Here is a 23256-nt window from a genome sequence, read left to right as displayed (position 1 = left end):
CGGTGGGCCCCACGGCTGCGAAACGTTTCGCGGCCTGTCCCATCCCCCGCCTGCGCGGTCACCTGGGCGATACCCGGCGAGCGGCTATCGCGAAATATCTGGCCTCCCTATCGGCGGCCGGGCGTTGTCGCGGAAACGGCGACACGCTAGTGGACGGCGGCGGGCCGCCCGTCGTCACATCATGTCTCGTCGCGGCGCCGCGAACGCACCGCGTCCACGAACGCGCGGACCCTCGCCGCATCCTTGATTCCCTTGCTCGCCTCGACGCCACCGCTGACGTCCACCGCGTAGGGCTTGACCTGCTCGACTGCCCTGCCGACGTTATCCGGCGTCAGACCGCCGGCCAGCACCAGGGGTTTGCCCAGGTCGGTCGGCACCAGCGACCAGTCGAACGCCGCCCCCGTGCCGCCGGGCACGCCTTCCACATAGGTATCCAGGAGAATCCCGGCAGCTCCCGGATATGCCGCCGCGCGCCCGACGATGTCGTCGCCGGGCTTCACTCGCAGGGCCTTCAGGTAGGGTCGCCGATGTCCCTCGCAGTCCTCGGCGCGCTCGTCGCCATGGAATTGCAGCAGGTCCAGCGGCACCGCATCGAGAATCTCGCCCAGTTCGCAGCGGCTGGCGTTGACGAACAGGCCGACGCTGGTCACGAACGGCGGCAGGGCACGAACGATCTCCCGCGCCCGATGGATATCCACCGCCCGCGGGCTCTTCGCATAGAACACCAGGCCGATGGCATCGGCGCCCGCCGCGGCAGCGGCCAGGGCGTCCTCGACTCGGGTGATACCGCAGATCTTGATGCGAACGGCTGGCAACGACGGAGAATCCTCGGCGAGTGAGCGACGAACCGCCGGACGGCCGGTCCGGCGGGAATTCTCGATGGTAGCAAAAGCCCGATTCGACGTCAGCCGACGATATCGGGCAATCCGGAAAGGAAATGCGGCCCCAGGTAGCGCTCGGGCAACTCGAACTCCCCGGGGTACTCCACCCGCACCAGATAGAGTCCGTAGGGGTGAGCGGTGACCCCACCGGCGCGCCGGTCGCGCGCCTCGAGCACCTCCTTCGCCCATTCGATCGGCCGCTCGCCGGCACCGATGGTCATCAGGACGCCAGCGATGTTGCGCACCATATGGTGAAGGAAAGCGTTACCGCGGATGTCCAGCACGATCAACCGACCATGCTCCAGCAAGCGCACGTGATGCATGGTCTTGACCGGCGACTTGGCCTGGCACTGCACCGCCCGGAACGAGGTGAAGTCATGGGTGCCGACCAGTACCTGGGCCGCCTCGCGCATCCGCCCGATATCCAGCGGCCGATGGTTCCAGGTGACCTCCTCGGCCAGGTGCGCCGGGCGGATCGGATCGTTGTAGATGGCGTAGCGATAGCGCCGGGCCATGGCCGAGAAGCGCGCGTGGAAATGCGCCGGCATCACCCTCGCCCAGGTCACACTGATATCCGCGGGCAGGTTGGCGTTGGTGCCCATCACCCATGCTTTCAACGGGCGCTCCACCGCGGTGTCGAAATGCACCACCTGGCCGCTGGCATGAACGGCAGCGTCGGTACGGCCGGCGCAGATCACCCCGACCGGCTCGGCGGCAACCTTCGACAAGGCGCGCTCCAGCGCTTCCTGCACGGAAGGCACGCCGGCTTCCTGGCGCTGCCAGCCACGATAGCGGGAGCCCTTGTACTCGATGCCGAGGGCGATTCTGGAAACGCCAGCGGCAGCCGATTCGGCTGCCGCTGGCGGAACAACATCGTTCATGAGGGTCGCTTCATTTCCGGATCAGGCCAGGCGCTCCAGCAACTCGCGGGCTTCCGCCTGCTGGCTGTCGTTACCTTCGGCCAGGACTTCGTCGAGGATATCGCGCGCGCCTTCGCTATCGCCCATGTCGATGTAGGCGCGAGCCAGATCCAGCTTGGTCGCCGCTTCGTCGGCACCGGAGAGGAAGTCGAAGTCATCGTCGGCGTCTCCGTCCAGGGCGGAGGCGACCGCTGCATCCTCGGCGGAGAAACTCGGCGTCGCGCTCTTCGGCTCGTCAAGGTTGCTGGCCAACTCGTCCAACTGCGCACTCACCTCGTCCAACTGGGCGGCGAAACTGTCCTCGCCCTTCTCCGGAGCGGCCGGCTCCGTCGGCTCGTCGGCCAGCGACAGGTCGAAGTCGTCCGGCAGGGACAACGCCGGCTCTTCGGCAGCCTCGGTATCGAGGGTGAATTCGTTGTCGGCAGGCGCCGCGGCGGGCACTTCGTCGTTCAGCGAAAGCAGGAAGTCGTCGTCCGAAAGCTTGTCTTCCGGCGCGTCGAGATCCAGGGAGAAATCGCCCAGGTCGTCATGCTTGGGTTGGCTCGGAGTCTCTGCCAACTCCGCGAAATCCAGGCCGAAGTCGAGATCGTCGACAGGCTTGTCCGCCGGGGTCGAGGCCGCCAGGTCCAGATCGCTGTCCAGGGTCAGGTCGTCCAGCGCCCCGCTGTCGGACTTGAGGTCGGCCTGCACGTCGTCGCCGCCCAGGTCGTCCAGGCTCAGGTCGAAGGCGTCGTCGAGATCCTGTCCTGCCGCATCCGGCTTGGCCGCGTGACCGCTGTCGTCGAGCGACAGGTCGTCAAGGCTGAAGCTATCCAGCTCGTCCTGCGCCAGCTTGGCGCCGGCCAGGCCGGCAACCGCGGCGACCGCGACCATTGCCGGATAGCGCGACTTGAGCTGCTCGACCTGCGGCTGTGCGCCGCCGATTTCGCGCAGCTCGTTTTCCTGGCGAGCGAAACCTTCGCGATCGCCCATCTCGGCATAGACTTCCATCAGCTTGAGGCGCAGGTCGGTGCGCTGCGGCTCGTCGTAGATGGCGTTCTGCAACAGTTCGGCGGCCTGGTTGAAACGCCCGTAGGCGATATAGATGTCGGCCTCGCCCAGAGCATCGGAAGTCTGCGCGGTGGTCTTCTCGACCTGCGGCGCAGCGGCTGCGACCTGCGGCTCAGGCTCGTCGAGGGTCAGGTCGTCGAAGCCGTCCTTTCCCAGGTCCAGCGCATCCTCCTGTTCCTCGCCGGCATCCGCGGCGAAAGCCTGGGCTTCTTCCTTCTCTTTCTGCGCATTGCGCCGCGACAGGATCATCAGCAGCACCAGCAACGCCAGCAGTGCGCTACCGCCGATCACCGCCAACCACAGCGGGTTGGCCAGCAGTTCGTCGAGGAAGCTCGGTGCCGGCTGCTCTGCCGCCTGTACCGGAGCGGGCGCCGGAACGGCAGGTGCCGGAGGCTTCTCGGCAGCTGGCGCGGGCGGCGGCGCCACCGGAGGTTGCGCCGGAGCGGCGGGTGCGTCTCCGGCCGGAGCAGGAGTCGGCGCTGCCGCAGCGGGAGTCCCGGGCTGAGCCGGTGCCTGCGCGGCTGCATTGGGCTGGGACGCATCCGGCAGGGCTGCGTTCGGCTGGGCTGCGCCCTGGCCTTCGGCGCCCAACTGCCCTTGCAGCTTGGCCAACTGGGCGTCCTTCAGCTGGATCAACTTCTGCAGCTTGTCCAGCTGGCTCTGCAGATCCTGCATGCGACTCTGCAGTTCTTCGTTCTCGCGGCGAGTGCTGTCGAGGCTTTCCTTGGTCACCGCCAGGGTATCGGCGATCGCCTTGCTGTCGCCCTTCCCGCCCTTGTCGGCACCCTTGCTGGCCTTGCCCTCGCCAGACACCAGGCGCAGGTTGTCCGTGGCGTCGACCTTGGATGGCGCCGACCCGGCGGCATTGCGCTGGGTCGCATCCAACTGCCTGGCGCCAGCGCTGCCCGCGGCCGGATTGCGGCTGCCGCGCCAGCTCTGGTTCTGCGCCTGCACCTGGGACAGCGCCTCGCGCGGCGAGCGCTCCAGCATCTGCTGTTCGGTGGGAATGCGCAGGACCTGGCCGCTCTTCAGCCGGTTGATGTTGCCATCGACGAAGGCGCCCGGATTCAGCTCCTGGAACGCGAGCATCGCCTGGGGTACGGAAACGCGATCGGTACGGTTGCGCTGGGCGATCTCCCAGAGCGTGTCGTTGGAAACGGTGCGATAGGTGTCGCTGCCTGCCGGCGCGGTGGTACGCACCGGAGCCGGAGCCTGCGGGGCTCGCGGGGCGCCGGTCGCGCGCGGCGCGCTGACCGGCGCTTGCGGAGCGCTTGCCGCGGCCTGCGGGGAGTACAGCGGCGGATCCAGCAGGACGGTGTACTCGCGCAGCAGGCGGCCGTTCGGCCAGAGCACCTGGACCAGGAAGTTCAGGTAGGGCTCCTGCACCGGCTTCGACGAGGTCACGCGAATGACGCTCTTGCCGTTGGGCTTCACCACCGGCGTGAACTTCAGGTCGGTGAGGTAGTACAGGCGATCGACGCCCGCCTTGCTGAACTCTTCCGGCGACGCCAGGCTCGGGATCACCTCGCCCGAACCCAGGTCACGAACTTCGAGCAGCTCGATCTCGGCATCCAACGGTTGGTTCAACGCCGACTTCAGGGTGATTTCCCCCAGTCCCAATCCATGCGCCATGCCGGAAGTCAGGACCGAGGCCGCCGCGATTGCCCGAACCAGTGTACGAAGCCGAACCATAGTGTAATCCCTTGGTTTTAATATCTTTTCTCGTTTCACGAGAGGGAGTGCGTCGGTGCTTGCTGTCCGCTCGCCCAGCCATGCATGGACGGACGCTCCCCGGCAGCAGCGGATCGAACCAGTATTAACAAGCTCGAATAATTCTACAAATCTGTGGGTAAGTATCTTTTACAGATAGTGTTTTATCAACAACTCACCCAGGAGCACGGCATTCAGCGCGGCACCTTTTCGCACATTATCAGACACAATCCACAAATTGACCTGACAGGGATCAGCCTGCCCCGCCCTCACCCGGCCGACATAGGTCTCGTCCTGGCCGAGGGCATCGCCGACCACCGTCGGATAATCGCCCTCGCCGACCCATTCGATACCTTTCGTCGCATCGAGGACCCGCGTCACCGCGGCCAGGTCCACCGGTTCCGCACACTGCAGGGTCACGCTGAGGCTATCGCCGAAGAATACCGGCGCCTGGATGCAGGTAACGTTCAACGGTCCGATACGCTCGCCAAGCAAGGCCTGCACCTCCGCGAAGATGCGCCGCTCGATCGCGCTGTGTCCCTCGGCATCCACCGCTCCGACCTGCGCGAGCAGGTTGAAGGCGATCTGGCGGTCGAAGAGACGCGGCTCCAGGGGGCGCGCATTGAGCAGTTCGGCGGTCTGCCGGGCGAGTTCCTTGACCCCTTCGCGCCCCAGGCTGGAGACGGAGAGGCAGGCTGTCAGGTTCAGTTGCCGGCAATCCAGCGTGGCCAGGAGTGGCGCCAGCACTTCGCACAGTTCGGCGGCTACGGCGCAAGGACTGGACAAAAGGAACGGCGCCGCTTGCGAGGCCAGGCGTTCGGCATTCACCGAAACCATGACCGGCGGTGCGACGCTCGGTTCCAGGGCGCCGCTCAGGTCGATCACCGAACAACCCGCCGCGCGGGCGCGCTCGGCATGGGCACGCGACACCTCGGCTGCCGCGGCGAAGAAGGCCAGGCCGACACTGGAAAAATCGAAGCTATCGACATCGCCGACGCGCAGGCTGCTTTCGGCGAAACCCATGCGCTGCCCGGCCGACTCGGCGCTGGCCAGCAGGTGCAGACGATGAAGCGGGAAGTCGCGTTCGTCGAGGAGACCGACCAGAGCCTCGCCAACCGATCCGGTGGCGCCTACGACTGCGACATTGAGGGGCTGGGACATGGGAAAAGCCTCGGCGGTCTGCGAAATAGGCGTGGCACTTTACTTGCCCACCTTCGCCCAGGCAATCGAGGCGCCGCCCATTGCGGACGGCGCCGGATCGATCAGCGCTCCAGCAGGATGCGCAACATGCGCCGCAGCGGCTCGGCAGCGCCCCACAGCAACTGGTCGCCGACGGTGAAGGCGCCGAGATACTGGGAGCCCATGTTCAACTTGCGCAGGCGCCCGACCGGAACGCTCAGGGTGCCGGTGACGGCGGCCGGGGTCAGCTCGCGCACGCTTACCTCGCGGTGGTTCGGCACCAGCTTGACCCAGGGATTGTGCTGGCTGATCAGGCCCTCGATGTCGGTCAGCGGCACATCCTTGTTCAACTTGATGGTCAGCGCCTGGCTGTGGCAACGCATGGCGCCGACGCGCACGCAGATACCGTCGACCGGGATCGGGTTCTTGAAGCGGGCGAGGATCTTGTTGGTCTCCGCCTGGGCCTTCCACTCTTCGCGGCTCTGCCCGTTGGGCAGTTCCTTGTCGATCCAGGGGATCAGGCTGCCGCCCAGCGGCGCGCCGAAATGCTCGGTGGGGAAGGCTTCGCTGCGCAGGGTCTCCGCCACCTTGCGGTCGATGTCGAGGATCGCGCTGGCCGGGTTGGCCAGGTCATCCGCCACCGATGCATGGGCGGCGCCCATCTGCTTGAGCAGTTCACGCATGTTCTGCGCGCCGGCGCCGGAGGCGGCCTGGTAGGTCATGGCACTCATCCACTCGACCAGGCCGGCGTCGAACAGCCCACCCAGGGCCATCAGCATCAGGCTGACGGTGCAGTTGCCGCCGATGTAGTTGCGGGTGCCGGCGTCCAGAGCCTGGTCGATGACCTTGCGGTTGACCGGGTCGAGGACGATCACCGCGTCGTCTTCCATGCGCAGGCTGGAGGCGGCATCGATCCAGTAGCCCTGCCAGCCGGCCTCGCGCAGCTTGGGGAATACTTCGCTGGTGTAGTCGCCGCCCTGGCAGGTCAGGATCACGTCGAGGGTCTTCAGCTCGTCGATGCTGTAGGCGTCCTTCAGCGGAGCGATGTCCTTGCCCACTTCCGGGCCCTGGCCACCGACGTTCGACGTGGTGAAGAACACCGGCTCGATCAGGTCGAAGTCCCGCTCTTCCAGCATCCGCTGCATGAGTACGGAACCCACCATCCCGCGCCAACCGATCAGACCTACACGCTTCATCGCAACTACACCTATATGAGAGAAGTGAGCTGGCCGGCAGCCATCATGGCGCCGGCCAAGCCCGTCAGATTACAGATTCTTGAGTGCCGCGACTACGGCATCGCCCATTTCCCGGGTGCCGACCTTGCGGCAGCCTTCGGACCAGATGTCGCCGGTGCGCAGCCCCTGATCGAGGACCTTGCTCACCGCCTGCTCGATGGCGTCGGCGGCGGTCGCCTGGCTGAAGCTGTAGCGCAACATCATCGAGACCGAGAGGATGGTCGCCAACGGGTTGGCGATGCCCTGACCGGCGATGTCCGGGGCGGAACCGTGGCAGGGTTCGTACATGCCCTTGTTGTTCGCGTCGAGCGAGGCAGAAGGCAGCATGCCGATGGAACCGGTCAGCATGGAAGCCTCATCCGACAGGATGTCGCCGAACATGTTGTCGGTGACCATCACGTCGAACTGCTTGGGCGCGCGCACCAGTTGCATGGCGGCGTTATCCACGTACATATGGGAAAGCTCGACGTCCGGGTAGTCCTTCGCCACCTCTTCCACCACTTCCCGCCACAGTTGGCTGGAGGCGAGGACGTTGGCCTTGTCCACCGAGCAGAGCCTGTTGTTGCGTACGCGGGCCATGTCGAAACCGACGCGGGCGATACGACGGATTTCGCTCTCGCTGTACGGCAGGGTGTCGTAGGCCTGGCGCTCGCCGTTCTCCAGCACGCGCTGCTCGCGGGGCTGGCCGAAGTAGATGCCGCCGGTCAGTTCGCGGACGATGAGGATGTCCAGCCCGGCGACCACTTCCGGCTTCAGGCTGGAGGCCGCGGCCAGTTGCGGATAGAGGATGGCCGGACGCAGGTTGGCGAACAGGCCCAGTTGCGAGCGAATCTTCAGCAGACCGCGCTCGGGACGGATATCGCGTTCGATCCTGTCCCACTTCGGCCCCCCTACCGCGCCCAGCAGCACCGCATCGGCCTGGCGCGCGCGCTGCAGGGTCTGGTCGGCCAGCGGCACGCCGTGCTTGTCGATGGCCGCGCCACCGATGACGTCCTCGGCCAGTTCGAAGCCGAGCTGGAACCTGTCGTTGGCCAGTTCCAGCACCTTGACCGCTTCCGCCATGATTTCCGGGCCGATACCGTCACCGGGGAGAACCAGGATCTGCTTGCTCATAACACCCTCTTGTCCTTCATTCATTGAACGGCGGGCATGCGCCGCCGCGATCGAACCGTCACTCCCGACGCAGCCACAGCACCAGCACGTCGGTGCTGAACGAGCCGTCGTCGGCAATCTCGAAATACTCCCTGACTTCCTCGCCCACCGCCAGCTGCAGGCTGCGGATCGCCTGGCGGAACACCTCCGGCGTACGCATCCGCTCGACCCACGACTGGAACTCCAGGCGCAGGCGCTGGCGCCGGCTTCCGGTTACCAGCAAGCCCGCCTCGCCGCTCAGGCGCGCCCACTCGGCCGGCGAGTAGTTGCGCACATGGCTGGTGTCGCGGAGCAGCTCGACGGTCTGCAGGAAGGTGTCCGGCAAGGCCTGCCCGGGCGCCGCCACGTCGACGAAGATCGCCACCCCGCCGGGCTTGAGCACCCGCCGCACCTCGCGCAGGGCCAGGCCGACGTCGCGCCAGTGATGGGTGGAATAGCGACTGAAGACGAAATCGAACTCGCCGTCGGCGAAGGGCAGGCTCTCCGCCTTGCCCTGTTCGGTACGGATGTTCGCCATGCCCCGTTCCGCGGCGCTCTGCGCCACCACGGCGAGCATCTCGGCGGAAAGATCGTAGGCCACCACCTCCCCTGCCAGGGCGGCGACCTGGAAGCTCACGTGGCCGGCGCCGCAGCCCAGGTCGAGGACCCGCGCTTCCGGGCGCCCGGCCAGGGCGTCGCGCAGCAAGGCGAATTCCTCGCCCTGGGCATGCACGGCGCTGCTCAGGTAGGCCGAAGCCTGGGCGCCGAACTGGCGCTGGACAACGTCATCGTGGTCGCTCATGAACCTACTCCGGGAGAAAAACCGGGCGCACCCTACCCAGGATGCGCCCGGCAAGGGGACTCGCGTGGCGCTCAGCGGAACAGCCAGGGCTGCTGCTGGCGGTAGCCGTCCTCGAAGGCACGGATCGCATCGGCGTCCTGCAGCGTCAGGCCGATGTCGTCGAGGCCGTTGAGCAGGCAATGCTTGCGGAACGGGTCGACCTCGAAACCCAGCACCTTGCCATCAGGACGGGTAACGGTCTGCGCCGCCAGGTCGATGGACAACTGGTAGCCTTCGTTCGCCTCGACCTGGCGGAACAGTTCGTCCACCTCGGCCTCGGGCAGGATGATCGGCAGCAAGCCGTTCTTGAAACTGTTGTTGAAGAAGATGTCGGCATAGCTCGGTGCGATCACCGTGCGGAAACCGTACTCGTCCAGCGCCCAGGGCGCGTGCTCGCGGGACGAGCCGCAGCCGAAGTTCTCCCGCGCCAGCAGTACGCTGGCGCCCTGGTAGCGCGGCTGGTTGAGGACGAAGTCCGGGTTCAGCGGACGCTTCGAGTTGTCCTGTCCCGGCTGCCCGACATCCAGGTAGCGCCATTCGTCGAACAGGTTGGGGCCGAAGCCGGTACGCTTGATCGACTTGAGGAATTGCTTGGGAATGATCTGATCGGTATCGACGTTGGCGCGATCCAGCGGAGCGACGAGACCGGTCGTCTGGGTATAGGGTTTCATCTCGGTTCTCCTCAGGCGAGCAATTCGCGGACATCGATGAAGCGGCCGTTGACGGCCGCGGCGGCGGCCATCGCCGGGCTGACCAGGTGGGTACGGCCACCGGCGCCCTGACGGCCCTCGAAGTTGCGGTTGGAGGTCGAGGCGCAGTGTTCGCCGCTCTCCAGCCGGTCTGGGTTCATCGCCAGGCACATGGAACAGCCCGGCTCGCGCCATTCGAAGCCGGCCTCGATGAAGATCCGGTCCAGGCCTTCCTTCTCGGCCTGCTCCTTGACCAACCCGGAACCCGGCACCACCAGCGCCTGCTTGATGGTCGCGGCGACCTTGCGACCCCTGGCCACTTCGGCGGCAGCGCGCAGGTCCTCGATCCGCGAGTTGGTGCAGGAACCGATGAATACCCGGTCCAGCTGGATGTCGGTGATCGCCTGGTTCGGCCGCAGGCCCATGTACTTCAAGGCGCGCTCGATCGAACCGCGCTTGATCGGGTCGCTCTCGCGGGCCGGGTCCGGCACGTTCTGGTCCACGGCCAGGACCATTTCCGGCGACGTGCCCCAGCTGACCTGCGGCTTGATCTGCGCGGCGTCCAGCTCGACCACGGTATCGAAGCGGGCATCGGCGTCCGACACCAGCCCCTGCCAGCAGGCGACGGCCTGGTCCCATTGCTCGGCGCTCGGCGCGAAGGGCCGGCCCTTCACGTAGTCGATGGTCTTCTGGTCGACGGCGACCAGGCCGACGCGGGCGCCCGCCTCGATCGACATGTTGCAGATGGTCATCCGCCCTTCGATGGACAGGTCGCGGATGGCGCTGCCGGCGAACTCGATGGCGTGGCCGTTGCCGCCGGCGGTGCCGATCCTGCCGATCACCGCGAGGACGATATCCTTCGCCGTGACGCCGGCCGGCAGCCTGCCTTCGACCTTGACCAGCATGTTCTTCATCTTCTTCGCCACCAGGCACTGGGTCGCCAGCACATGCTCTACCTCGGAAGTGCCGATGCCGTGGGCCAGCGCGCCGAAGGCGCCGTGGGTGGAAGTGTGCGAGTCGCCGCAGACCACGGTCATCCCCGGGAGGGTCGCGCCCTGCTCCGGACCGACCACATGGACGATGCCCTGGCGCACGTCGTTCATCTTGAATTCGGTGATGCCGAAGTCGTCGCAGTTCTCGTCGAGGGTCTGCACCTGCAGGCGCGAGACCTCGTCGGCGATGGCGGCGATGCCGCCCTTGCGCTCGGTGCGGGTGGTCGGCAAGTTGTGGTCCGGGGTGGCGATGTTGGCGTCGATCCGCCACGGCTTGCGCCCGGCCAGGCGAAGACCCTCGAAGGCCTGCGGCGAGGTCACTTCGTGCAGGATATGGCGGTCGATGTAGATCAGCGCCGAACCGTCGTCGCGCTGCTTGACCAGGTGCATGTCCCAGAGTTTGTCGTAGAGGGTCTTGCCGGCCATCGGGATTTCCTCATCAGCTCATTTCTATGCCCACAGGGCTTGTGAGGATGATCCTATGGCTTGTCTACGAATAACTCAAATTCATATTTTTCATCCAAAGCATTCCCAACAGGAATCCATTGGCGCTAAGCTCCGGGCAGCCGAAACCAGCGGAGGCCCGCAATGGACCTGAACAGCCTCAACACCTTCATCGCCATTGCCGAGACCGGCAGCTTCTCCGAAGCCGGCGAGCGCCTGCACCTGACCCAACCGGCGGTGAGCAAGCGCATCGCCGCCCTCGAACAGCAGCTCAATGCCCGGCTGTTCGACCGGGTCGGCCGCGAGGTCAACCTCACCGAGGCCGGCCGCGCCCTGCTGCCGCGCGCCTACCAGTTGCTCAACGTGCTCGACGACACCCGCCGGGCGCTGAACAACCTCACCGGCGAGGTCAGCGGCCGGCTGGTCCTGGCCACCAGCCACCACATCGGCCTGCATCGCCTGCCGCCGCTGCTGCGCGCCTTCACCCGGGCGCATCCGCAGGTGGCGCTGGATATCCAGTTCCTGGATTCGGAAGTGGCCTACGAGGAGATCCTTCATGGTCGTGCGGAACTGGCGGTGATCACCCTGGCCCCGGAAACCGCCGAACCGGTGCGCGCAGTCCCGGTATGGGACGACCCGCTGGACTTCGTCGCCGCCCCGGAGCACCCGCTGGCCCGACAGGGCACGGTGTTCCTCGCCGACGTCGCCAAGCACCCCGCGGTATTCCCCGGCGGCAACACCTTCACCCACCACATCGTGCGGCGCATGTTCGAAGCCGAAGGGCTGACGCCGAACATCGCCATGAGCACCAACTACCTGGAGACCATCAAGATGATGGTCTCCATCGGCCTGGCCTGGAGCGTGCTGCCGCGGACCATGCTCGACGACCAGGTGGTGCGCCTGCCGCTGCAGGACATCCAGCTCAGCCGCCAGCTCGGCTATATCCTGCACACCGAGCGGACCCTGTCGAACGCCGCGCGCGCCTTCATGCGCCTGCTCGACGAACAGGCATTCGGCAACGGCACTCCAGCGGCCTGAAGCGATTCAGGTCGGACGCCACGGGTAGGCCCTCCCCTCTTTGCCGTCCGCGGCCAGCGCTCACCCGACCTGCATGCCAATGCCCTCGCGACTCAGCCCTCGCCGACCCACGCCTGCACCTCGACCTCCACGTCGACCCCCAGCGCCAGCCCGGCGGTCACCGTCGAGCGTACCGGCAAGGCCCCCTGCACATGACGCTGGTAGACCTCGTTGAAACCGGCGAAGTGGGCCATGTCCGACAGCCAGACGGTGACCTTCACCAGTTGGTCGAAACGCGCGCCACAGCTCTCCAGGGTCTCGCCGATGCGTGCCATCACCGCTTCGGTCTGGGTCTGGATATCGCCACGTACCACCTCGCCGGTCGGACTCATCGGCACCTGTCCGGAAAGAAACAGGAAGCCGCCGGCCCGCACCGCGCGGGAAAAGGGAAACGGCAGGCTGCTGGGGTAACGCTGGATGTCATCGCTCATCTGGATTGCCTCCTGTGGATGAAGCGCTAGGAAGAAAAGCTTTCGGCCGCGGAATCGGCGTATTCATGTAGCACTGCGATCAACCCTGGCTCATATCGACGCGCTCCGCCAGAAAGTCCAGGAACGCCCGCACGCGCAGCGGCAGATAGCCGCCCTGGCCGACGTAGACGGCGTGGACTTCCTCCAGGTCGCCTGGGTTGTATGCCTCGAGCACGGGAATCAGGCGCCCGGCGGCTATGTCCTCGCGCACCTGGAACGCGGCCAGCCGCGCCAGGCCCAGGCCGGCCACGGCCAGACGGCGCAGCGCCTCGCCATCGCTGGCCTGGGCGTTGCCCGACAACGGCACCACGAGTTCCTCGCCGGCGTCCCGCAGCGGCCAGCCGGAGCGCGTTCGCACATAGTTGGCGCCGAGGCGGTTGTGCCCCAGCAGCGCCTGCGGCGTGGCCGGCATGCCATGCCGGGCCAGATAGGCCGGCGCACCGACGATCAGCATGCGCGTGCTCCCCAGCTTGCGCGCCACCAGGCTCGAGCTTTTCAGCGGCCCCGCGCGCACGGCCACGTCGGTGCGCTGCTCGAGGATGTCGACGACCTCATCGGTCAGCACGATATCCAGCGTCACCTCGGGATGCTGCGCGAGGAACTCGGGCAGCAGCGGCAGCAGGAAGTGATGCCCGAAAGGCACGTTGGCGTTGACTCGCAAGCGCCCACGCGGCGCCGCGTTTTCGCTCGCACACCGCTCGGCTTCCTCCAGATCGGCCAGGATACGCACCCCGCGCTCGTAGAACGCGCATCCCTCGGGTGTCAGTTGCAATTGTCGGGTGGAGCGGTTCAGCAAGCGGGTTCCCAGGCGCTGTTCGAGCCGGGTGATCAACTTGCTGACTGCCGAGGGCGTCATGCCGCAACGTCGAGCGGCGGCGGAAAAGCCCCCCGACTCGACGACCCGGGCAAACACCTCCAGTTCGCCGGAACGGTTGACTTCAAGCCGGGCCATGGCGCCCTGCCTGATGATTTCGCTTCATAAATGATGTTCCCCGCTACGGCCTATTCCCCTTAAATCTTTGAATTCATCATCAGCTACAGGATAACCACTGAATTCAACGACATGAAACGACCCATCGAAAGACTTCCCGCCGCGACCTCCAGCGCAACCCGGGCCTTCGCGCTCGCGACGAGCCTGTTGTACGCCTGCGCCGCGCCGGCCGCTTCCTGGACCGCCAGCTGGCAGGCCAGCCCGCAGCCGGTCTGGGCTGAGGACTTCCTGTTTCCCAGCAACGTGCCGGCCGAACTGCACGACCAGACGGTGCGGCAACTGGCGCGAATCAGCCTGGGAGGAACGCGCGTGCGCATCGTCCTGGCAAATACCTATGGAAGGCGCCCGATCCGGATCGGCCGGGCCACCCTGGCCAAACCCGGTTCCGAGCGCGCCGCGGTCGCCACCGGCAGCCTGCATGACGTGACCTTTGGCGGACGCCGGACGGCGACCATCGCGCCCGGCGCCACGCTGCTCAGCGATCCGGTGGCGATGCCGGTGGCCGCGCTCTCGCAGGTGCTGGTGAGTCTCTACCTGCCGGCCGCCACGCCCATGGAAACCTTCCACTGGGACGGCCGCCAGACGGGCTGGATCGTCGCCGGCGAGCAGACCCAAAGCCACGCATTGCGGCTGGACGCGGCGGACAGCCAGAGCACCACCGCGCGCCCGCTGTTGACAGGTATCCTGGTCGAAACCGAAACGGCAACGCGGACGCTGGTGACGCTCGGCGACTCGATCACCGACGGAGCCAGCGCCAGCCTCGACCGGAACAGCCGTTGGCCGGACTTCCTCGCCGAACGCCTGGCCCCGCATGGCGTCGCCGTGGTCAATGCGGGGATTTCCGGCGCCCGCCTGCTGAGCGACGGCATGGGCGCGAGCGCGCTGGCACGTCTGGACCGCGACGTACTGGCCCAGCCAGGCGCAAGCAGCATGGTGGTGATGCTCGGCATCAACGACATTGCCTGGCCCGGTACCGCTTTCGCCCGGAATGCCGCACCGCCCACCCTGGAAGCGCTGATCGCCGGCTACCGGCAATTGATCGAACGGGCGCACAACCGGGGTATCCGGGTCGTCGGCGCGACCCTCACGCCGTTCGAGGGCGCACTGCCCGGCACGCCGTTGAGCGATTATTACCAGCCCACCAAGGAAGCCCTGCGCAGGCAGGTTAACGAGTGGATCCGTCATGCCGGCGCCTTCGATGCGGTGATCGACTTCGACGCGGCATTGCGCGATCCGGAGCAGCCGTCGCGGCTCGCCGCGCGCTACGACTCCGGCGACCATCTGCACCCCAGCGACGAAGGCAACCGGGCGATGGCGGCCGCCGTCGACCTCGACGTCCTGCTGGACGAGGTGCCCGACGGCCTACCGGCGGAGCCCCGGGCCGATAGCGCAACGAAATGAAAAAAGGCGCCCGAAGGCGCCTTTTTTCGATCACCGCTGACGGTTACTGGTTGTCCAGTGCCGGGCGCTGGCCATTGATGGCGATACGCTTCGGCTTGGCTTCTTCCGGAACCAGCCGCACCAGGTCGATGTTCAGCAGGCCGTTGGCCAGCGAAGCCGCCTTGACCTCGATATGATCGGCGAGGCGGAACGACAGCTTGAAGGCGCGCTGGGCGATGCCCTGGTGCAGGTAGGTCACGTTGTCCGTGGACTTCTCGCGCTTGCCGCCACTGACGGTCAGCACGCCGCGCTCGACCTGCAGGTCCAGGTCTTCTTCCTGGAAGCCGGCGGCGGCGATGACGATGCGATACTCGTCGTCACCGTGCTTTTCGACGTTGTAGGGCGGGTAGGTACTCCCGGCCTCATTGCGCAGGGCCGACTCGAACAGATCGTTGAAGCGATCGAAGCCTACGGAATGACGGAACAGCGGGGCGAGGGAAAAAGCGTTGCTCATTGCGAATCTCCTGAATTATCAGCAAGTACTCTGGTGCGGAACCCGTCTTCGGCATCCCGCACGAACTAGATAGGGATCGTCGGAAGTATTTCAAGAGCCTTGAGAACGACCGTTCGTCGTGCTCAGATCGAAACTCATCCTTTCGAGAACCGTCGCCATGGAACGCGCAATCCCGACCTTCCCCTGCCGCGATCTGGACAGCGCCAGCGCCTTCTACCAGTCCCTCGGCTTCCACCTTGGCGCTCGCTATCCGACCTACGCCATCCTCCAGCGCGGCGCCCTGGAGCTGCACCTGTCGCTGTTCGAGGCGCTCGAACCGAAGACCAATTGCAGCGCTGCCTACCTGCGCCTGGAGGACGCCCAGGCGCTGCATCGCCAGGCCACGGCCCTCGGCCTGGGCGGCCAGGGGATTCCACGCATCACGGTCCTGGAAGACCAACCCTGGGGCATGCGCGAATTTGCCCTGATCGATCCCGATGGCAACCTGCTGCGGGTCGGCCAGGAGCTCGATGCGACGCCAGAGCAGCACCGGGTTCGCCTGGCCAGCGCCGACGACGTCCCCGCGGTGGCCGCGCTCTGGCAAGCCAATGTCCGCGAAGCCGGGGAAACCCTGGATGCCGGCGACCAACAGGCGATCCAGGCACTGCTCCTGGCCGCCTCGCGCAACCGCTTGCTCTGGCTGGCGGAGGCCCAGCAGCATCCCCGCGGTTTCGTCCTCGCCCACTTGTGGCAGATCGAGGACGGTCAGGCACGGGTCGGAGAGATCGCAGAGCTCTACGTATTACCGCAGGCCCGCCGCCAGGGCCTGGCCCGGGAACTGGTGGGCAGCGCCGAGGAGGCCCTGCGCTCGCGCGGCGCCGGCCTGATCCGCGCGCAATCGGCCCTTGACGCGCCGCTGTTCAACCTGTTCTGGCAGGGCCTGGGCTGGGACGCCGACTACCTGACCTTCACTCGCTACTGACCTGGGGAGCATCATCATGCGCAACGTCATGCTGATCACCGGAGCCAGCCGCGGCATCGGCGCCGCCACCGCTCTGCTCGCCGCCGAACGCGGCTATGCGGTCGTCCTCAACTATCTGCGCAACCGCGAGGCCGCCGAAGCGCTGCGCCAGCGCATCGAGCGACAGGGCGGCGAAGCCCTGGCGGTGGCGGCCGACGTAGCCGAGGAAGGCGATGTCGAGCGGCTGTTCGCCGCCATCGACGAACGTTTCGGCCGCCTCGACGTGCTGGTGAACAACGCCGGCATGCTGGAAGCGCAGACGCGCCTGGAAAACATCGACGCGGCGCGCCTGCACAGGGTATTCGCGACCAACGTGACCGGCAGCTTCCTCTGCGCCCGCGAGGCGGTGAAGCGCCTGTCGACCCGCCACGGCGGGCGCGGCGGCAGCATCGTCAACGTGTCCTCGATGGCCTCGCGGCTGGGATCGCCCAACGAATACATCGACTATGCCGCCGCCAAGGGCGCCATCGACAGCATGACCATCGGTCTGGCCAGGGAAGTGGCGGCGGAGGGTATCCGGGTCAACGCGGTGCGGCCCGGACTGATCGATACCGAGATCCACGCCAGCGGCGGCGAGCCAGGCCGTATCGAACGCCTGAAGGGCGGCATACCGCTAGGACGCGGCGGTACGGCGGAGGAAGTCGCGCGGGCGATTCTCTGGCTGGCGTCGGACGAAGCCAGCTACAGCACCGGCACCTTCATCGATGTCAGCGGCGGCCGCTAGGCCTGGTACGCAAGCTAGGCCGCCTGGCTGAACGACACCTGCAACAGCCGGTCGATGGTTTCGCAATCGCTTTCCCGGCGAATCCGTGCGAACAGCTCGACGGCTTCGGGATAGGTGCGGGTGAGCATGCCCAGCCACTGCTTGAGACGGCCCGGGGCATAGCGCGGGGCGAGCTTGCGCCGGGCCTGCAGCCAGAAGTCGCGCAGCAGCGGCAACAGATCGCTCCAGGGCATCTCGCGGATTTCGCCGCCATCGCGCCAGGCGGCGATCTGCCGAGCCAGGCCAGGACGCGAGACCAGGCCGCGACCGAGCATGATGTCCTCCACCCCGCTGACCTCGCGACAACGCAGGTAGTCGTCGAGCGTCCACACTTCGCCATTGGCGAACACCGGCACGCGCACCGCCTCGGCCACCCGCGCCACCCACTCCCAGTGCGCCGGCGGCCTGTAGCCATCGACCTTGGTCCGGGCATGCACCACTACATGGGCCGAGCCGCCGTCGGCCAGGGCCCGCGCACAATCCAGGGCGCCGTCGGGACTGTCGTAGCCCAGACGCATCTTCGAGGTCACCGCAATCTCGCTTGGCACCGCGCGACGCACGGCGGCGACGATGTCGTGCATCAGCTCCGGCTCCTTGAGCAATACCGCGCCGCCGCGCGAGCGGTTCACGGTCTTGGCCGGACAACCGAAGTTCAGGTCGATCACCGGGGCACCCAGCTCACAGGCGAACGCGGCGTTATCCGCCAGACACGCAGGATCGGAGCCGAGCAACTGGACACGCATCGGCGTCCCGGCGCGGGTCCGGCTGCCGTCGCGCAGCTCCGGCGCCAGCTTGTGGAACGCCGTGGCCGGCAGTAGGCGATCGGTGATGCGGATGAATTCGGTGACGCACCAATCGATGCCGCCGACGCGGGTCAGCACGTCGCGGAGGATTTCATCCACCAGACCTTCCATCGGCGCCAGGGCGATTTGCACGAACCACTACCTCGAAAATGACAGGCGGCGGATTCTAGAGAATCCGCCGCCCGGAACAAAGTGCGAATGCCTGCCGGTCGACGCGCGACGGGTCAGGCCCCGGCGAGCAGAGCCTGGCCGTAGCCGTCGATGAACTCCGCCGGCATCCGCTTCGGCTTGCCGCTGGACAGTTCGATGCAGACGAAGGTGGTCTGCGCCCGCAGCAGCGTGGCGCCATCCGCCGGGCGTACCAACTGGAAGCGCCGGTTCATCCGCAGGCGCTGGTCGGACTCGACGATCCAGGTCGCCAATTGCAGTTCGTCGCCCTCGTAGGCCGCGGCCAGGTAGTCGATCTCGTGGCGCAGCACCGCCATCGCCCGGTCCAGCCGGCGGTACTCGGCCAGGTCCAGGCCCAGCCGCTGCGAGTGGCGCCAGGCGCAGCGCTCCAGCCAACTGACGTAGACGGCGTTGTTCGCGTGGCCGAGCCCGTCGATGTCCTCGGCGAGGACCCTGAGGTCGATCACGAACGGATCGGCGTAGTCCCAATTCATCAATGCTGCTCCAGGCTGCCGGCCAGTTCGCGCGCTTCCCTGGCCAGTTGTGTGATCTGATCCCAGGCCCGCGCCCGGATCAGGCTCGGCGGCGCCAACCAGGTGCCGCCGACACAGGCGACATTGGGCAGGCGGAGGAAATTCAGCAGGTTGTCCAGGTTCACCCCGCCGGTCGGGCAGAAGCGGATGCCGGTGAACGGCCCCTTCAGGCTTTTCAGCATTTTCACGCTGGCAGTGCCATCGGCCGGGAACAGCTTCAGCGAGCGATAACCGTACTCCAGCGCCAGCAACACTTCCGAAGGCGTCATCACCCCGGGTAGGTATGGCAAGCCGGCATCCTCCGCGGCGGCGGCAAGACGCGGCGTGCATCCGGGGCTGACGGCGAACTGTGCGCCTGCGTCGCGCGCCTCGAGAAACTGCTCGGTGTGGATCAGGGTACCCGCCCCCAGCAGGACCTCGGGCACCTCGCGATGGATGGCGGCGATCGCGTCCAGCGCCTGCGGCGTGCGCAGCGTCACTTCCAGCACCGTGACGCCGCCCGCATACAACGCGCGCGCCAGGTCGGGCGCCAGCGCCACGTCCTCGATCACCAGCACCGGCAATACCGGGCTGGCCTGCTGCAGGACCCGATCCAGCGGCAATGTCATGGGCACTCCTCGATTCGAAACGGTTCGCCCCGCCGGATCGCTCCGCGCGGGCCACAGCGCTTTTTACCGAAGAACCGAGGTCAGGACAACGACAACCCCTCTGCTACGCGCCTCAGGAAGCGCTCGCCGTCTTTTCCACGCGCCGGCAAGCGCGCATCGCAGGGCGCTCCTCGAGCAGCGCCAGCAGCGACTCGCTCAGCCTGCGCTCGCCGAGCAGTCGGTGGTGGCCGCCGCCCGGCAGACGCAGCAAGCGACTGGCCGGCCAGGCGGCATGGATGCGCTCGGCATTTTCCACCGCTACGCGCGTGTCGTCGTCGGCATGCACCACCAGCCCGGGCATTTCCAGACGGTAGCGCGCCACATCCAGGCACGCCGCGGATATGCCAGCCTGACGCTCGACCAGGCGGATGAAATGCGAGCGAGCCAGGGCCGGCAAACCGACGAAACGAGCGAACAGGCGCAACTGTTCGAGAATCCGCGACGGCGCCGAGACCGTCACCAGCGCTTCGCTGCGCAGCCCCATCTGGGCCGCCAGCAACGCCGCCGCGCCACCCAGGGAATGACCGAGCACCGCACGCAGCGGCGGCAACTCGCCAGCGGCCTCCAGCAAGGCATGGGCGAACAGCACCACGTTCGCCTCCCTGCCCGGCGAGCGGCCATGGGCCGGCGCATCGAGGGCATACACCGAATAACCCGCGCCGACCAGTTGCTCGATCAGATGGGCGAACTGTGTCGGCCTGCCGGCCCAGCCATGCAGCAGCAGGACTGCCGGCCCCTCGCCCCAGCGCAACACCGACAGCCCGAAGCGCAGAGTGACGCGCTCCGAACTGGCCAGCAGCGGCAGCTCCCAATCCTTCGGCGGCCACTCGCCAGGCACCATGAACGTCCGACGCATACGCTCGGCCGTCCAACGCGGCGCGATGCGGCCGATCGTCCCGTTGAAACCGCGAATCCAGGTCAGGCTGCTCATCTCGCACCTCCTCAGTTCACCGCCTGCTTGGCGGCACGCAGAACCCGGTCGGACAGCTCCCCCGGCCCCAATGCCCGGGCCAGCGCCAAACCGCCAATCATCAACACCAGGTCGGCCAGGGCGACGTCGGTTTCCTCGGGACTTTCCGCCAGGCTGGCGACCATGATCTCGACATGTCTGCTCAAGACCTCGCGAAACCCCTCCGGCAGGCGCGCCACCTCGGCTAGGGTCGCCGGCAGCGGACAACCGGCGTCGACCTGTGCGTCCCGATGCTTGCGCGACAGGTAGAAGGCGGCCGCCAAGGCACGACGCTCCTTTCCCGACAATCCGGGATCGAGTTCGCCGAGCAGTTCGCGGCGCTTGCCGAGCAATTGCTCGAACGCCTCGAGCATCAGCGCATCCTTGCTCTGGAAGTGGGCATAGAAGCCGCCGACGGTGAGCCCCGCCGCGCCCATCACTTCCCCGACGCTAGGTTCGACGGCGCCCCGCTCGAGCAGGGCCTGGGTGGCGGCACCGAGGATGCGGGCACGGGTCTGGGTTTTCTTGTCGCTCATGACGATCTCCGAAAATATTATGGATGAAATATTATATGCATAATAAAAATCGGCAAGCGTACGGCCGGGCCGTCTGTCAGGAAATTCGAAAAGGGAAAAAACAAAAGGGCCATTCCAATTCGGAATGGCCCTATAGAGCCCCGCAGAGCGGGAAAAAGTGGCGTCCCCTAGGGGACTCGAACCCCTGTTACCGCCGTGAAAGGGCGGTGTCCTAGGCCACTAGACGAAGGGGACAATGAAACCTTCGAAAAGTAAGGCCAGCGATGCTGGCCTTGGAATGTGGTGGAGCTAGACGGGATCGAACCGTCGACCTCTTGCATGCCATGCAAGCGCTCTCCCAGCTGAGCTATAGCCCCGAATTCGCCATCAGGCGGGCGATCTTCCGATCGCTTCGACAACCTTCCGGTCGTCGACATGTTCATCCATTGCTGGGACGGATGAACATGAAGTGGCGTCCCCTAGGGGACTCGAACCCCTGTTACCGCCGTGAAAGGGCGGTGTCCTAGGCCACTAGACGAAGGGGACGAAACCTTCGTAGGAATCCGCAAAACCAACCGCGTATTCCCGGCAATTTGGTGGAGCTAGACGGGATCGAACCGTCGACCTCTTGCATGCCATGCAAGCGCTCTCCCAGCTGAGCTATAGCCCCAAAGTACCGCTGGATCGCTTCACTTCGTTGAGTTCGTCGTGAAGACGGGGCGCATACTAAGGGCGAGGCTTGAGGCTGTCAACATTATTTTTCATCGAAACCTAAAAAATTTTACCGGAAGAACAATCACTTACCTCCCCTCCCCCAAAAACGAGGCCCGCAACTGGGCGGGCCTCGTCATCGACTGTGGGAGAAAGCCGGTCAGCCGGGAATGGCGTCGCGGATCTTCTCCCACTCCTTGGTTTCCTTTTTCGACGCCCCGCCCAGCAGCTCCAGGGCCTGGCGCAAGCGATAACGCGACAGGTCGGCGCCAAGGATCTCCATGGCGTCCAGCACCGAAACCGAGCTGGCATGCCCGGTGATGGCCGGGAACATCAGCGGCATCACGTCGCGCAGCTTGAGCTGGAGGTGTTCGGCGACAGCCTGGATGCAGCCGGTGATGCGTTCCTTCTCCCACTGGCGCAGGGATTCGAGTTTCCACAGCACCAGTTGCAGGACCTGGCGGACCTGGGTCGGATCGAGCTTCTTGTGTTCGAACAGCGAAGCGTCCAGCGGCACCCCGCCGCTGAAGAAGAATCCGGCCAGCGGCGCGATCTGGCTGAAGTTCTCCACCCGTCCCTGCACGTGCGGAGCGATCTTCATCAGGTATTCGGGATTCAACGCCCACTTCTGCACCTCACGGGCGAACTCCTCCACGGACTGCTCGCGGATCCACTGCCCGTTCAGCCAGGAGAGCTTCTCCAGGTCGAAGATCGGTCCGCCCAGGGAGACGCGCGACAGGTCGAAATGCTCGATCATCTCGGCGAGGGTGAATTTCTCGCGCTCGTCCGGCATCGACCAGCCCATCCGCCCGAGGTAGTTGAGCAGCGCCTGCGGCAGGTAGCCCATGCGCTCGTAGAAGGTGATAGAGGTCGGGTTCTTGCGCTTGGACAGCTTGCTCTTGTCCGGGTTGCGCAGCAGTGGCATGTAGCACAGCTGCGGCTGCTCCCAGCCGAAATACTCGTAGAGCTTGATCAGCTTGGGCGCCGACGGCAGCCACTCTTCGCCGCGCAGGACGTGGGTGATGCCCATCAGGTGGTCGTCGACCACGTTGGCGAGGAAGTAGGTGGGCAGGCCGTCGGCCTTCATCAGCACCTGCATGTCCATGCGATCCCACGGAATCTCGACATCGCCGCGGAGCATGTCCGGCACCACGCAGACGCCCTCGGTCGGCACCTTCATGCGGGTGACGTGGGACTCGCCGGCGGCGAGGCGGCGCTGCACCTCATCCTTCGGCAGGTGCATGCAGTGGCCGTCGTAGCGCGGGGTTTCCTTACGCGCCATCTGCTCGGCGCGAACCGCATCGAGGCGCTCGGGCGTGCAGAAGCAGGTGAAGGCATGGCCCTTCTCGACCAGTTCGTCCGAATACTTCTTGTAGATATGCCCGCGCTCGCTCTGCCGGTACGGGCCATGCGGGCCGCCGACGTCCGGGCCCTCGTCCCATTCGATGCCGAGCCAGCGCAGGGCGTCGTAGATCTGCTGCTCGGACTCCCGCGTCGAACGCAGCTGGTCGGTGTCCTCGATGCGCAGGATGAACTGACCGCCGTGCTGACGCGCGAAGCACAGGTTGAACAGCGCGATGTATGCGGTACCGACGTGCGGGTCGCCCGTCGGCGACGGGGCGATGCGAGTACGAACAGTGGTCATGGAGACTCTCTTGCCAAG

At 66.2% G+C, this 23256-nt stretch carries 22 protein-coding genes and 4 tRNA genes; 4 read left to right on the top strand and 22 right to left on the bottom strand.

The window, feature by feature from the left end:
- Positions 1 to 179 precede the first annotated feature (179 nt).
- The 9 genes from FHW81_RS05875 to leuC form a co-directional block, all read right to left on the bottom strand.
- On the bottom strand, positions 180 to 815 hold the full coding sequence (locus tag FHW81_RS05875; RefSeq protein WP_003116445.1) for a phosphoribosylanthranilate isomerase: 636 nt from the start codon (positions 813 to 815) through the stop codon (positions 180 to 182).
- A gap of 89 nt (positions 816 to 904) precedes the next feature.
- Complete coding sequence (truA, locus tag FHW81_RS05870) at positions 905 to 1762, bottom strand: tRNA pseudouridine(38-40) synthase TruA (protein ID WP_003091390.1); 858 nt, start codon at positions 1760 to 1762, stop codon at positions 905 to 907.
- A 21-nt stretch (positions 1763 to 1783) separates the two neighbouring features.
- Positions 1784 to 4543: a motility hub landmark protein FimV gene (gene fimV / locus FHW81_RS05865; protein ID WP_023091154.1), complete on the bottom strand. Its 2760-nt coding sequence runs from the start codon at positions 4541 to 4543 to the stop codon at positions 1784 to 1786.
- A 168-nt stretch (positions 4544 to 4711) separates the two neighbouring features.
- Positions 4712 to 5722, bottom strand: a complete 1011-nt coding sequence (locus FHW81_RS05860; protein ID WP_003115016.1) for an aspartate-semialdehyde dehydrogenase — start codon at positions 5720 to 5722, stop codon at positions 4712 to 4714.
- Between the two features lie 101 nt (positions 5723 to 5823).
- The gene (gene asd, locus FHW81_RS05855; protein ID WP_003111187.1) at positions 5824 to 6936 is read right to left on the bottom strand and encodes an aspartate-semialdehyde dehydrogenase; all 1113 of its coding nucleotides are present in this window, start codon (positions 6934 to 6936) and stop codon (positions 5824 to 5826) included.
- Positions 6937 to 7005: 69 nt separating this feature from the next.
- A complete protein-coding gene (gene leuB / locus FHW81_RS05850; protein ID WP_003091395.1) occupies positions 7006 to 8088 on the bottom strand; it encodes a 3-isopropylmalate dehydrogenase in 1083 nt (360 codons plus the stop codon).
- Positions 8089 to 8146: 58 nt separating this feature from the next.
- The gene (locus FHW81_RS05845) at positions 8147 to 8908 is read right to left on the bottom strand and encodes a class I SAM-dependent methyltransferase (RefSeq protein WP_003115017.1); all 762 of its coding nucleotides are present in this window, start codon (positions 8906 to 8908) and stop codon (positions 8147 to 8149) included.
- 71 nt (positions 8909 to 8979) lie between these two features.
- Positions 8980 to 9618: a 3-isopropylmalate dehydratase small subunit gene (gene leuD / locus FHW81_RS05840; RefSeq protein WP_003091398.1), complete on the bottom strand. Its 639-nt coding sequence runs from the start codon at positions 9616 to 9618 to the stop codon at positions 8980 to 8982.
- A gap of 11 nt (positions 9619 to 9629) precedes the next feature.
- Entirely contained in the window at positions 9630 to 11054 is a 1425-nt protein-coding gene (gene leuC / locus FHW81_RS05835; protein ID WP_033981068.1) for a 3-isopropylmalate dehydratase large subunit, read from the bottom strand.
- 162 nt (positions 11055 to 11216) lie between these two features.
- Here leuC and FHW81_RS05830 point away from each other — a divergent pair, with 162 nt between their 5' ends.
- Positions 11217 to 12110: a LysR family transcriptional regulator gene (locus FHW81_RS05830; RefSeq protein WP_003091401.1), complete on the top strand. Its 894-nt coding sequence runs from the start codon at positions 11217 to 11219 to the stop codon at positions 12108 to 12110.
- Positions 12111 to 12202: 92 nt separating this feature from the next.
- Here the strand turns inward: FHW81_RS05830 and FHW81_RS05825 are convergent, their stop codons facing one another.
- Complete coding sequence (locus FHW81_RS05825; RefSeq protein ID WP_003091402.1) at positions 12203 to 12580, bottom strand: RidA family protein; 378 nt, start codon at positions 12578 to 12580, stop codon at positions 12203 to 12205.
- 79 nt (positions 12581 to 12659) lie between these two features.
- Complete coding sequence (locus FHW81_RS05820) at positions 12660 to 13571, bottom strand: LysR family transcriptional regulator (RefSeq protein WP_003119740.1); 912 nt, start codon at positions 13569 to 13571, stop codon at positions 12660 to 12662.
- Between the two features lie 111 nt (positions 13572 to 13682).
- Here FHW81_RS05820 and FHW81_RS05815 point away from each other — a divergent pair, with 111 nt between their 5' ends.
- Positions 13683 to 15011, top strand: coding sequence for an SGNH/GDSL hydrolase family protein (locus FHW81_RS05815; RefSeq protein ID WP_033981069.1), 1329 nt, complete (start codon positions 13683 to 13685; stop codon positions 15009 to 15011).
- Positions 15012 to 15054: 43 nt separating this feature from the next.
- Here the strand turns inward: FHW81_RS05815 and FHW81_RS05810 are convergent, their stop codons facing one another.
- Positions 15055 to 15504, bottom strand: coding sequence for an Hsp20 family protein (locus tag FHW81_RS05810; protein ID WP_003091405.1), 450 nt, complete (start codon positions 15502 to 15504; stop codon positions 15055 to 15057).
- Positions 15505 to 15661: 157 nt separating this feature from the next.
- Here FHW81_RS05810 and FHW81_RS05805 point away from each other — a divergent pair, with 157 nt between their 5' ends.
- Positions 15662 to 16465 (top strand): glyoxalase/bleomycin resistance/extradiol dioxygenase family protein, encoded by an 804-nt coding sequence (locus FHW81_RS05805; RefSeq protein WP_033981070.1) that lies wholly within the window; start codon positions 15662 to 15664, stop codon positions 16463 to 16465.
- 16 nt (positions 16466 to 16481) lie between these two features.
- Complete coding sequence (locus tag FHW81_RS05800; protein ID WP_003104218.1) at positions 16482 to 17228, top strand: SDR family oxidoreductase; 747 nt, start codon at positions 16482 to 16484, stop codon at positions 17226 to 17228.
- A gap of 14 nt (positions 17229 to 17242) precedes the next feature.
- Here the strand turns inward: FHW81_RS05800 and FHW81_RS05795 are convergent, their stop codons facing one another.
- The 10 genes from FHW81_RS05795 to gltX form a co-directional block, all read right to left on the bottom strand.
- Positions 17243 to 18202 (bottom strand): tRNA dihydrouridine synthase, encoded by a 960-nt coding sequence (locus FHW81_RS05795; RefSeq protein ID WP_010793230.1) that lies wholly within the window; start codon positions 18200 to 18202, stop codon positions 17243 to 17245.
- Positions 18203 to 18294: 92 nt separating this feature from the next.
- Entirely contained in the window at positions 18295 to 18732 is a 438-nt protein-coding gene (locus FHW81_RS05790; protein WP_003107647.1) for an acyl-CoA thioesterase, read from the bottom strand.
- Positions 18732 to 19379, bottom strand: a complete 648-nt coding sequence (locus FHW81_RS05785) for a bifunctional 4-hydroxy-2-oxoglutarate aldolase/2-dehydro-3-deoxy-phosphogluconate aldolase (protein WP_003115023.1) — start codon at positions 19377 to 19379, stop codon at positions 18732 to 18734. The genes FHW81_RS05790 and FHW81_RS05785 overlap by 1 nt, the downstream gene beginning before the upstream one ends.
- A gap of 112 nt (positions 19380 to 19491) precedes the next feature.
- On the bottom strand, positions 19492 to 20349 hold the full coding sequence (locus FHW81_RS05780) for an alpha/beta hydrolase (protein ID WP_033981071.1): 858 nt from the start codon (positions 20347 to 20349) through the stop codon (positions 19492 to 19494).
- Between the two features lie 11 nt (positions 20350 to 20360).
- A complete protein-coding gene (locus FHW81_RS05775; protein WP_003091415.1) occupies positions 20361 to 20903 on the bottom strand; it encodes a TetR/AcrR family transcriptional regulator in 543 nt (180 codons plus the stop codon).
- Between the two features lie 158 nt (positions 20904 to 21061).
- A tRNA-Glu gene (locus FHW81_RS05770) sits at positions 21062 to 21137 on the bottom strand.
- Between the two features lie 46 nt (positions 21138 to 21183).
- Positions 21184 to 21259: transfer RNA gene (locus FHW81_RS05765), tRNA-Ala, on the bottom strand.
- Positions 21260 to 21352: 93 nt separating this feature from the next.
- A tRNA-Glu gene (locus FHW81_RS05760) sits at positions 21353 to 21428 on the bottom strand.
- A gap of 48 nt (positions 21429 to 21476) precedes the next feature.
- A tRNA-Ala gene (locus tag FHW81_RS05755) sits at positions 21477 to 21552 on the bottom strand.
- Positions 21553 to 21753: 201 nt separating this feature from the next.
- Positions 21754 to 23238 carry a glutamate--tRNA ligase gene (gene gltX, locus FHW81_RS05750; protein WP_003104596.1) on the bottom strand — a complete coding sequence of 495 codons (1485 nt, stop codon included), beginning with the start codon at positions 23236 to 23238 and terminating at the stop codon, positions 21754 to 21756.
- Between the last annotated feature and the right edge of the window lie 18 nt (positions 23239 to 23256).

The organism is Pseudomonas sp. RC10-4-2, assembly GCF_050433085.1.
Classification (GTDB): Bacteria; Pseudomonadota; Gammaproteobacteria; order Pseudomonadales; family Pseudomonadaceae; genus Pseudomonas; species Pseudomonas aeruginosa.
This window is presented reverse-complemented; position numbering and strand designations above follow the sequence as displayed.

What these genes read in the sequence shown, in the direction of transcription:
- truA (WP_003091390.1), bottom strand. Translation starts at nt 1,762, where the DNA reads ATGAACGATGTTGTTCCGCCAGCGGCAGCCGAATCGGCTGCCGCTGGC.
- fimV (WP_023091154.1), bottom strand. Translation starts at nt 4,543, where the DNA reads ATGGTTCGGCTTCGTACACTGGTTCGGGCAATCGCGGCGGCCTCGGTC.
- FHW81_RS05860 (WP_003115016.1), bottom strand. Translation starts at nt 5,722, where the DNA reads ATGTCCCAGCCCCTCAATGTCGCAGTCGTAGGCGCCACCGGATCGGTT.
- asd (WP_003111187.1), bottom strand. Translation starts at nt 6,936, where the DNA reads ATGAAGCGTGTAGGTCTGATCGGTTGGCGCGGGATGGTGGGTTCCGTA.
- leuB (WP_003091395.1), bottom strand. Translation starts at nt 8,088, where the DNA reads ATGAGCAAGCAGATCCTGGTTCTCCCCGGTGACGGTATCGGCCCGGAA.
- FHW81_RS05845 (WP_003115017.1), bottom strand. Translation starts at nt 8,908, where the DNA reads ATGAGCGACCACGATGACGTTGTCCAGCGCCAGTTCGGCGCCCAGGCT.
- leuD (WP_003091398.1), bottom strand. Translation starts at nt 9,618, where the DNA reads ATGAAACCCTATACCCAGACGACCGGTCTCGTCGCTCCGCTGGATCGC.
- leuC (WP_033981068.1), bottom strand. Translation starts at nt 11,054, where the DNA reads ATGGCCGGCAAGACCCTCTACGACAAACTCTGGGACATGCACCTGGTC.
- FHW81_RS05830 (WP_003091401.1), top strand. Translation starts at nt 11,217, where the DNA reads ATGGACCTGAACAGCCTCAACACCTTCATCGCCATTGCCGAGACCGGC.
- FHW81_RS05825 (WP_003091402.1), bottom strand. Translation starts at nt 12,580, where the DNA reads ATGAGCGATGACATCCAGCGTTACCCCAGCAGCCTGCCGTTTCCCTTT.
- FHW81_RS05820 (WP_003119740.1), bottom strand. Translation starts at nt 13,571, where the DNA reads ATGGCCCGGCTTGAAGTCAACCGTTCCGGCGAACTGGAGGTGTTTGCC.
- FHW81_RS05815 (WP_033981069.1), top strand. Translation starts at nt 13,683, where the DNA reads ATGAAACGACCCATCGAAAGACTTCCCGCCGCGACCTCCAGCGCAACC.
- FHW81_RS05810 (WP_003091405.1), bottom strand. Translation starts at nt 15,504, where the DNA reads ATGAGCAACGCTTTTTCCCTCGCCCCGCTGTTCCGTCATTCCGTAGGC.
- FHW81_RS05805 (WP_033981070.1), top strand. Translation starts at nt 15,662, where the DNA reads ATGGAACGCGCAATCCCGACCTTCCCCTGCCGCGATCTGGACAGCGCC.
- FHW81_RS05800 (WP_003104218.1), top strand. Translation starts at nt 16,482, where the DNA reads ATGCGCAACGTCATGCTGATCACCGGAGCCAGCCGCGGCATCGGCGCC.
- FHW81_RS05790 (WP_003107647.1), bottom strand. Translation starts at nt 18,732, where the DNA reads ATGAATTGGGACTACGCCGATCCGTTCGTGATCGACCTCAGGGTCCTC.
- FHW81_RS05785 (WP_003115023.1), bottom strand. Translation starts at nt 19,379, where the DNA reads ATGACATTGCCGCTGGATCGGGTCCTGCAGCAGGCCAGCCCGGTATTG.
- FHW81_RS05780 (WP_033981071.1), bottom strand. Translation starts at nt 20,349, where the DNA reads ATGAGCAGCCTGACCTGGATTCGCGGTTTCAACGGGACGATCGGCCGC.
- FHW81_RS05775 (WP_003091415.1), bottom strand. Translation starts at nt 20,903, where the DNA reads ATGAGCGACAAGAAAACCCAGACCCGTGCCCGCATCCTCGGTGCCGCC.
- gltX (WP_003104596.1), bottom strand. Translation starts at nt 23,238, where the DNA reads ATGACCACTGTTCGTACTCGCATCGCCCCGTCGCCGACGGGCGACCCG.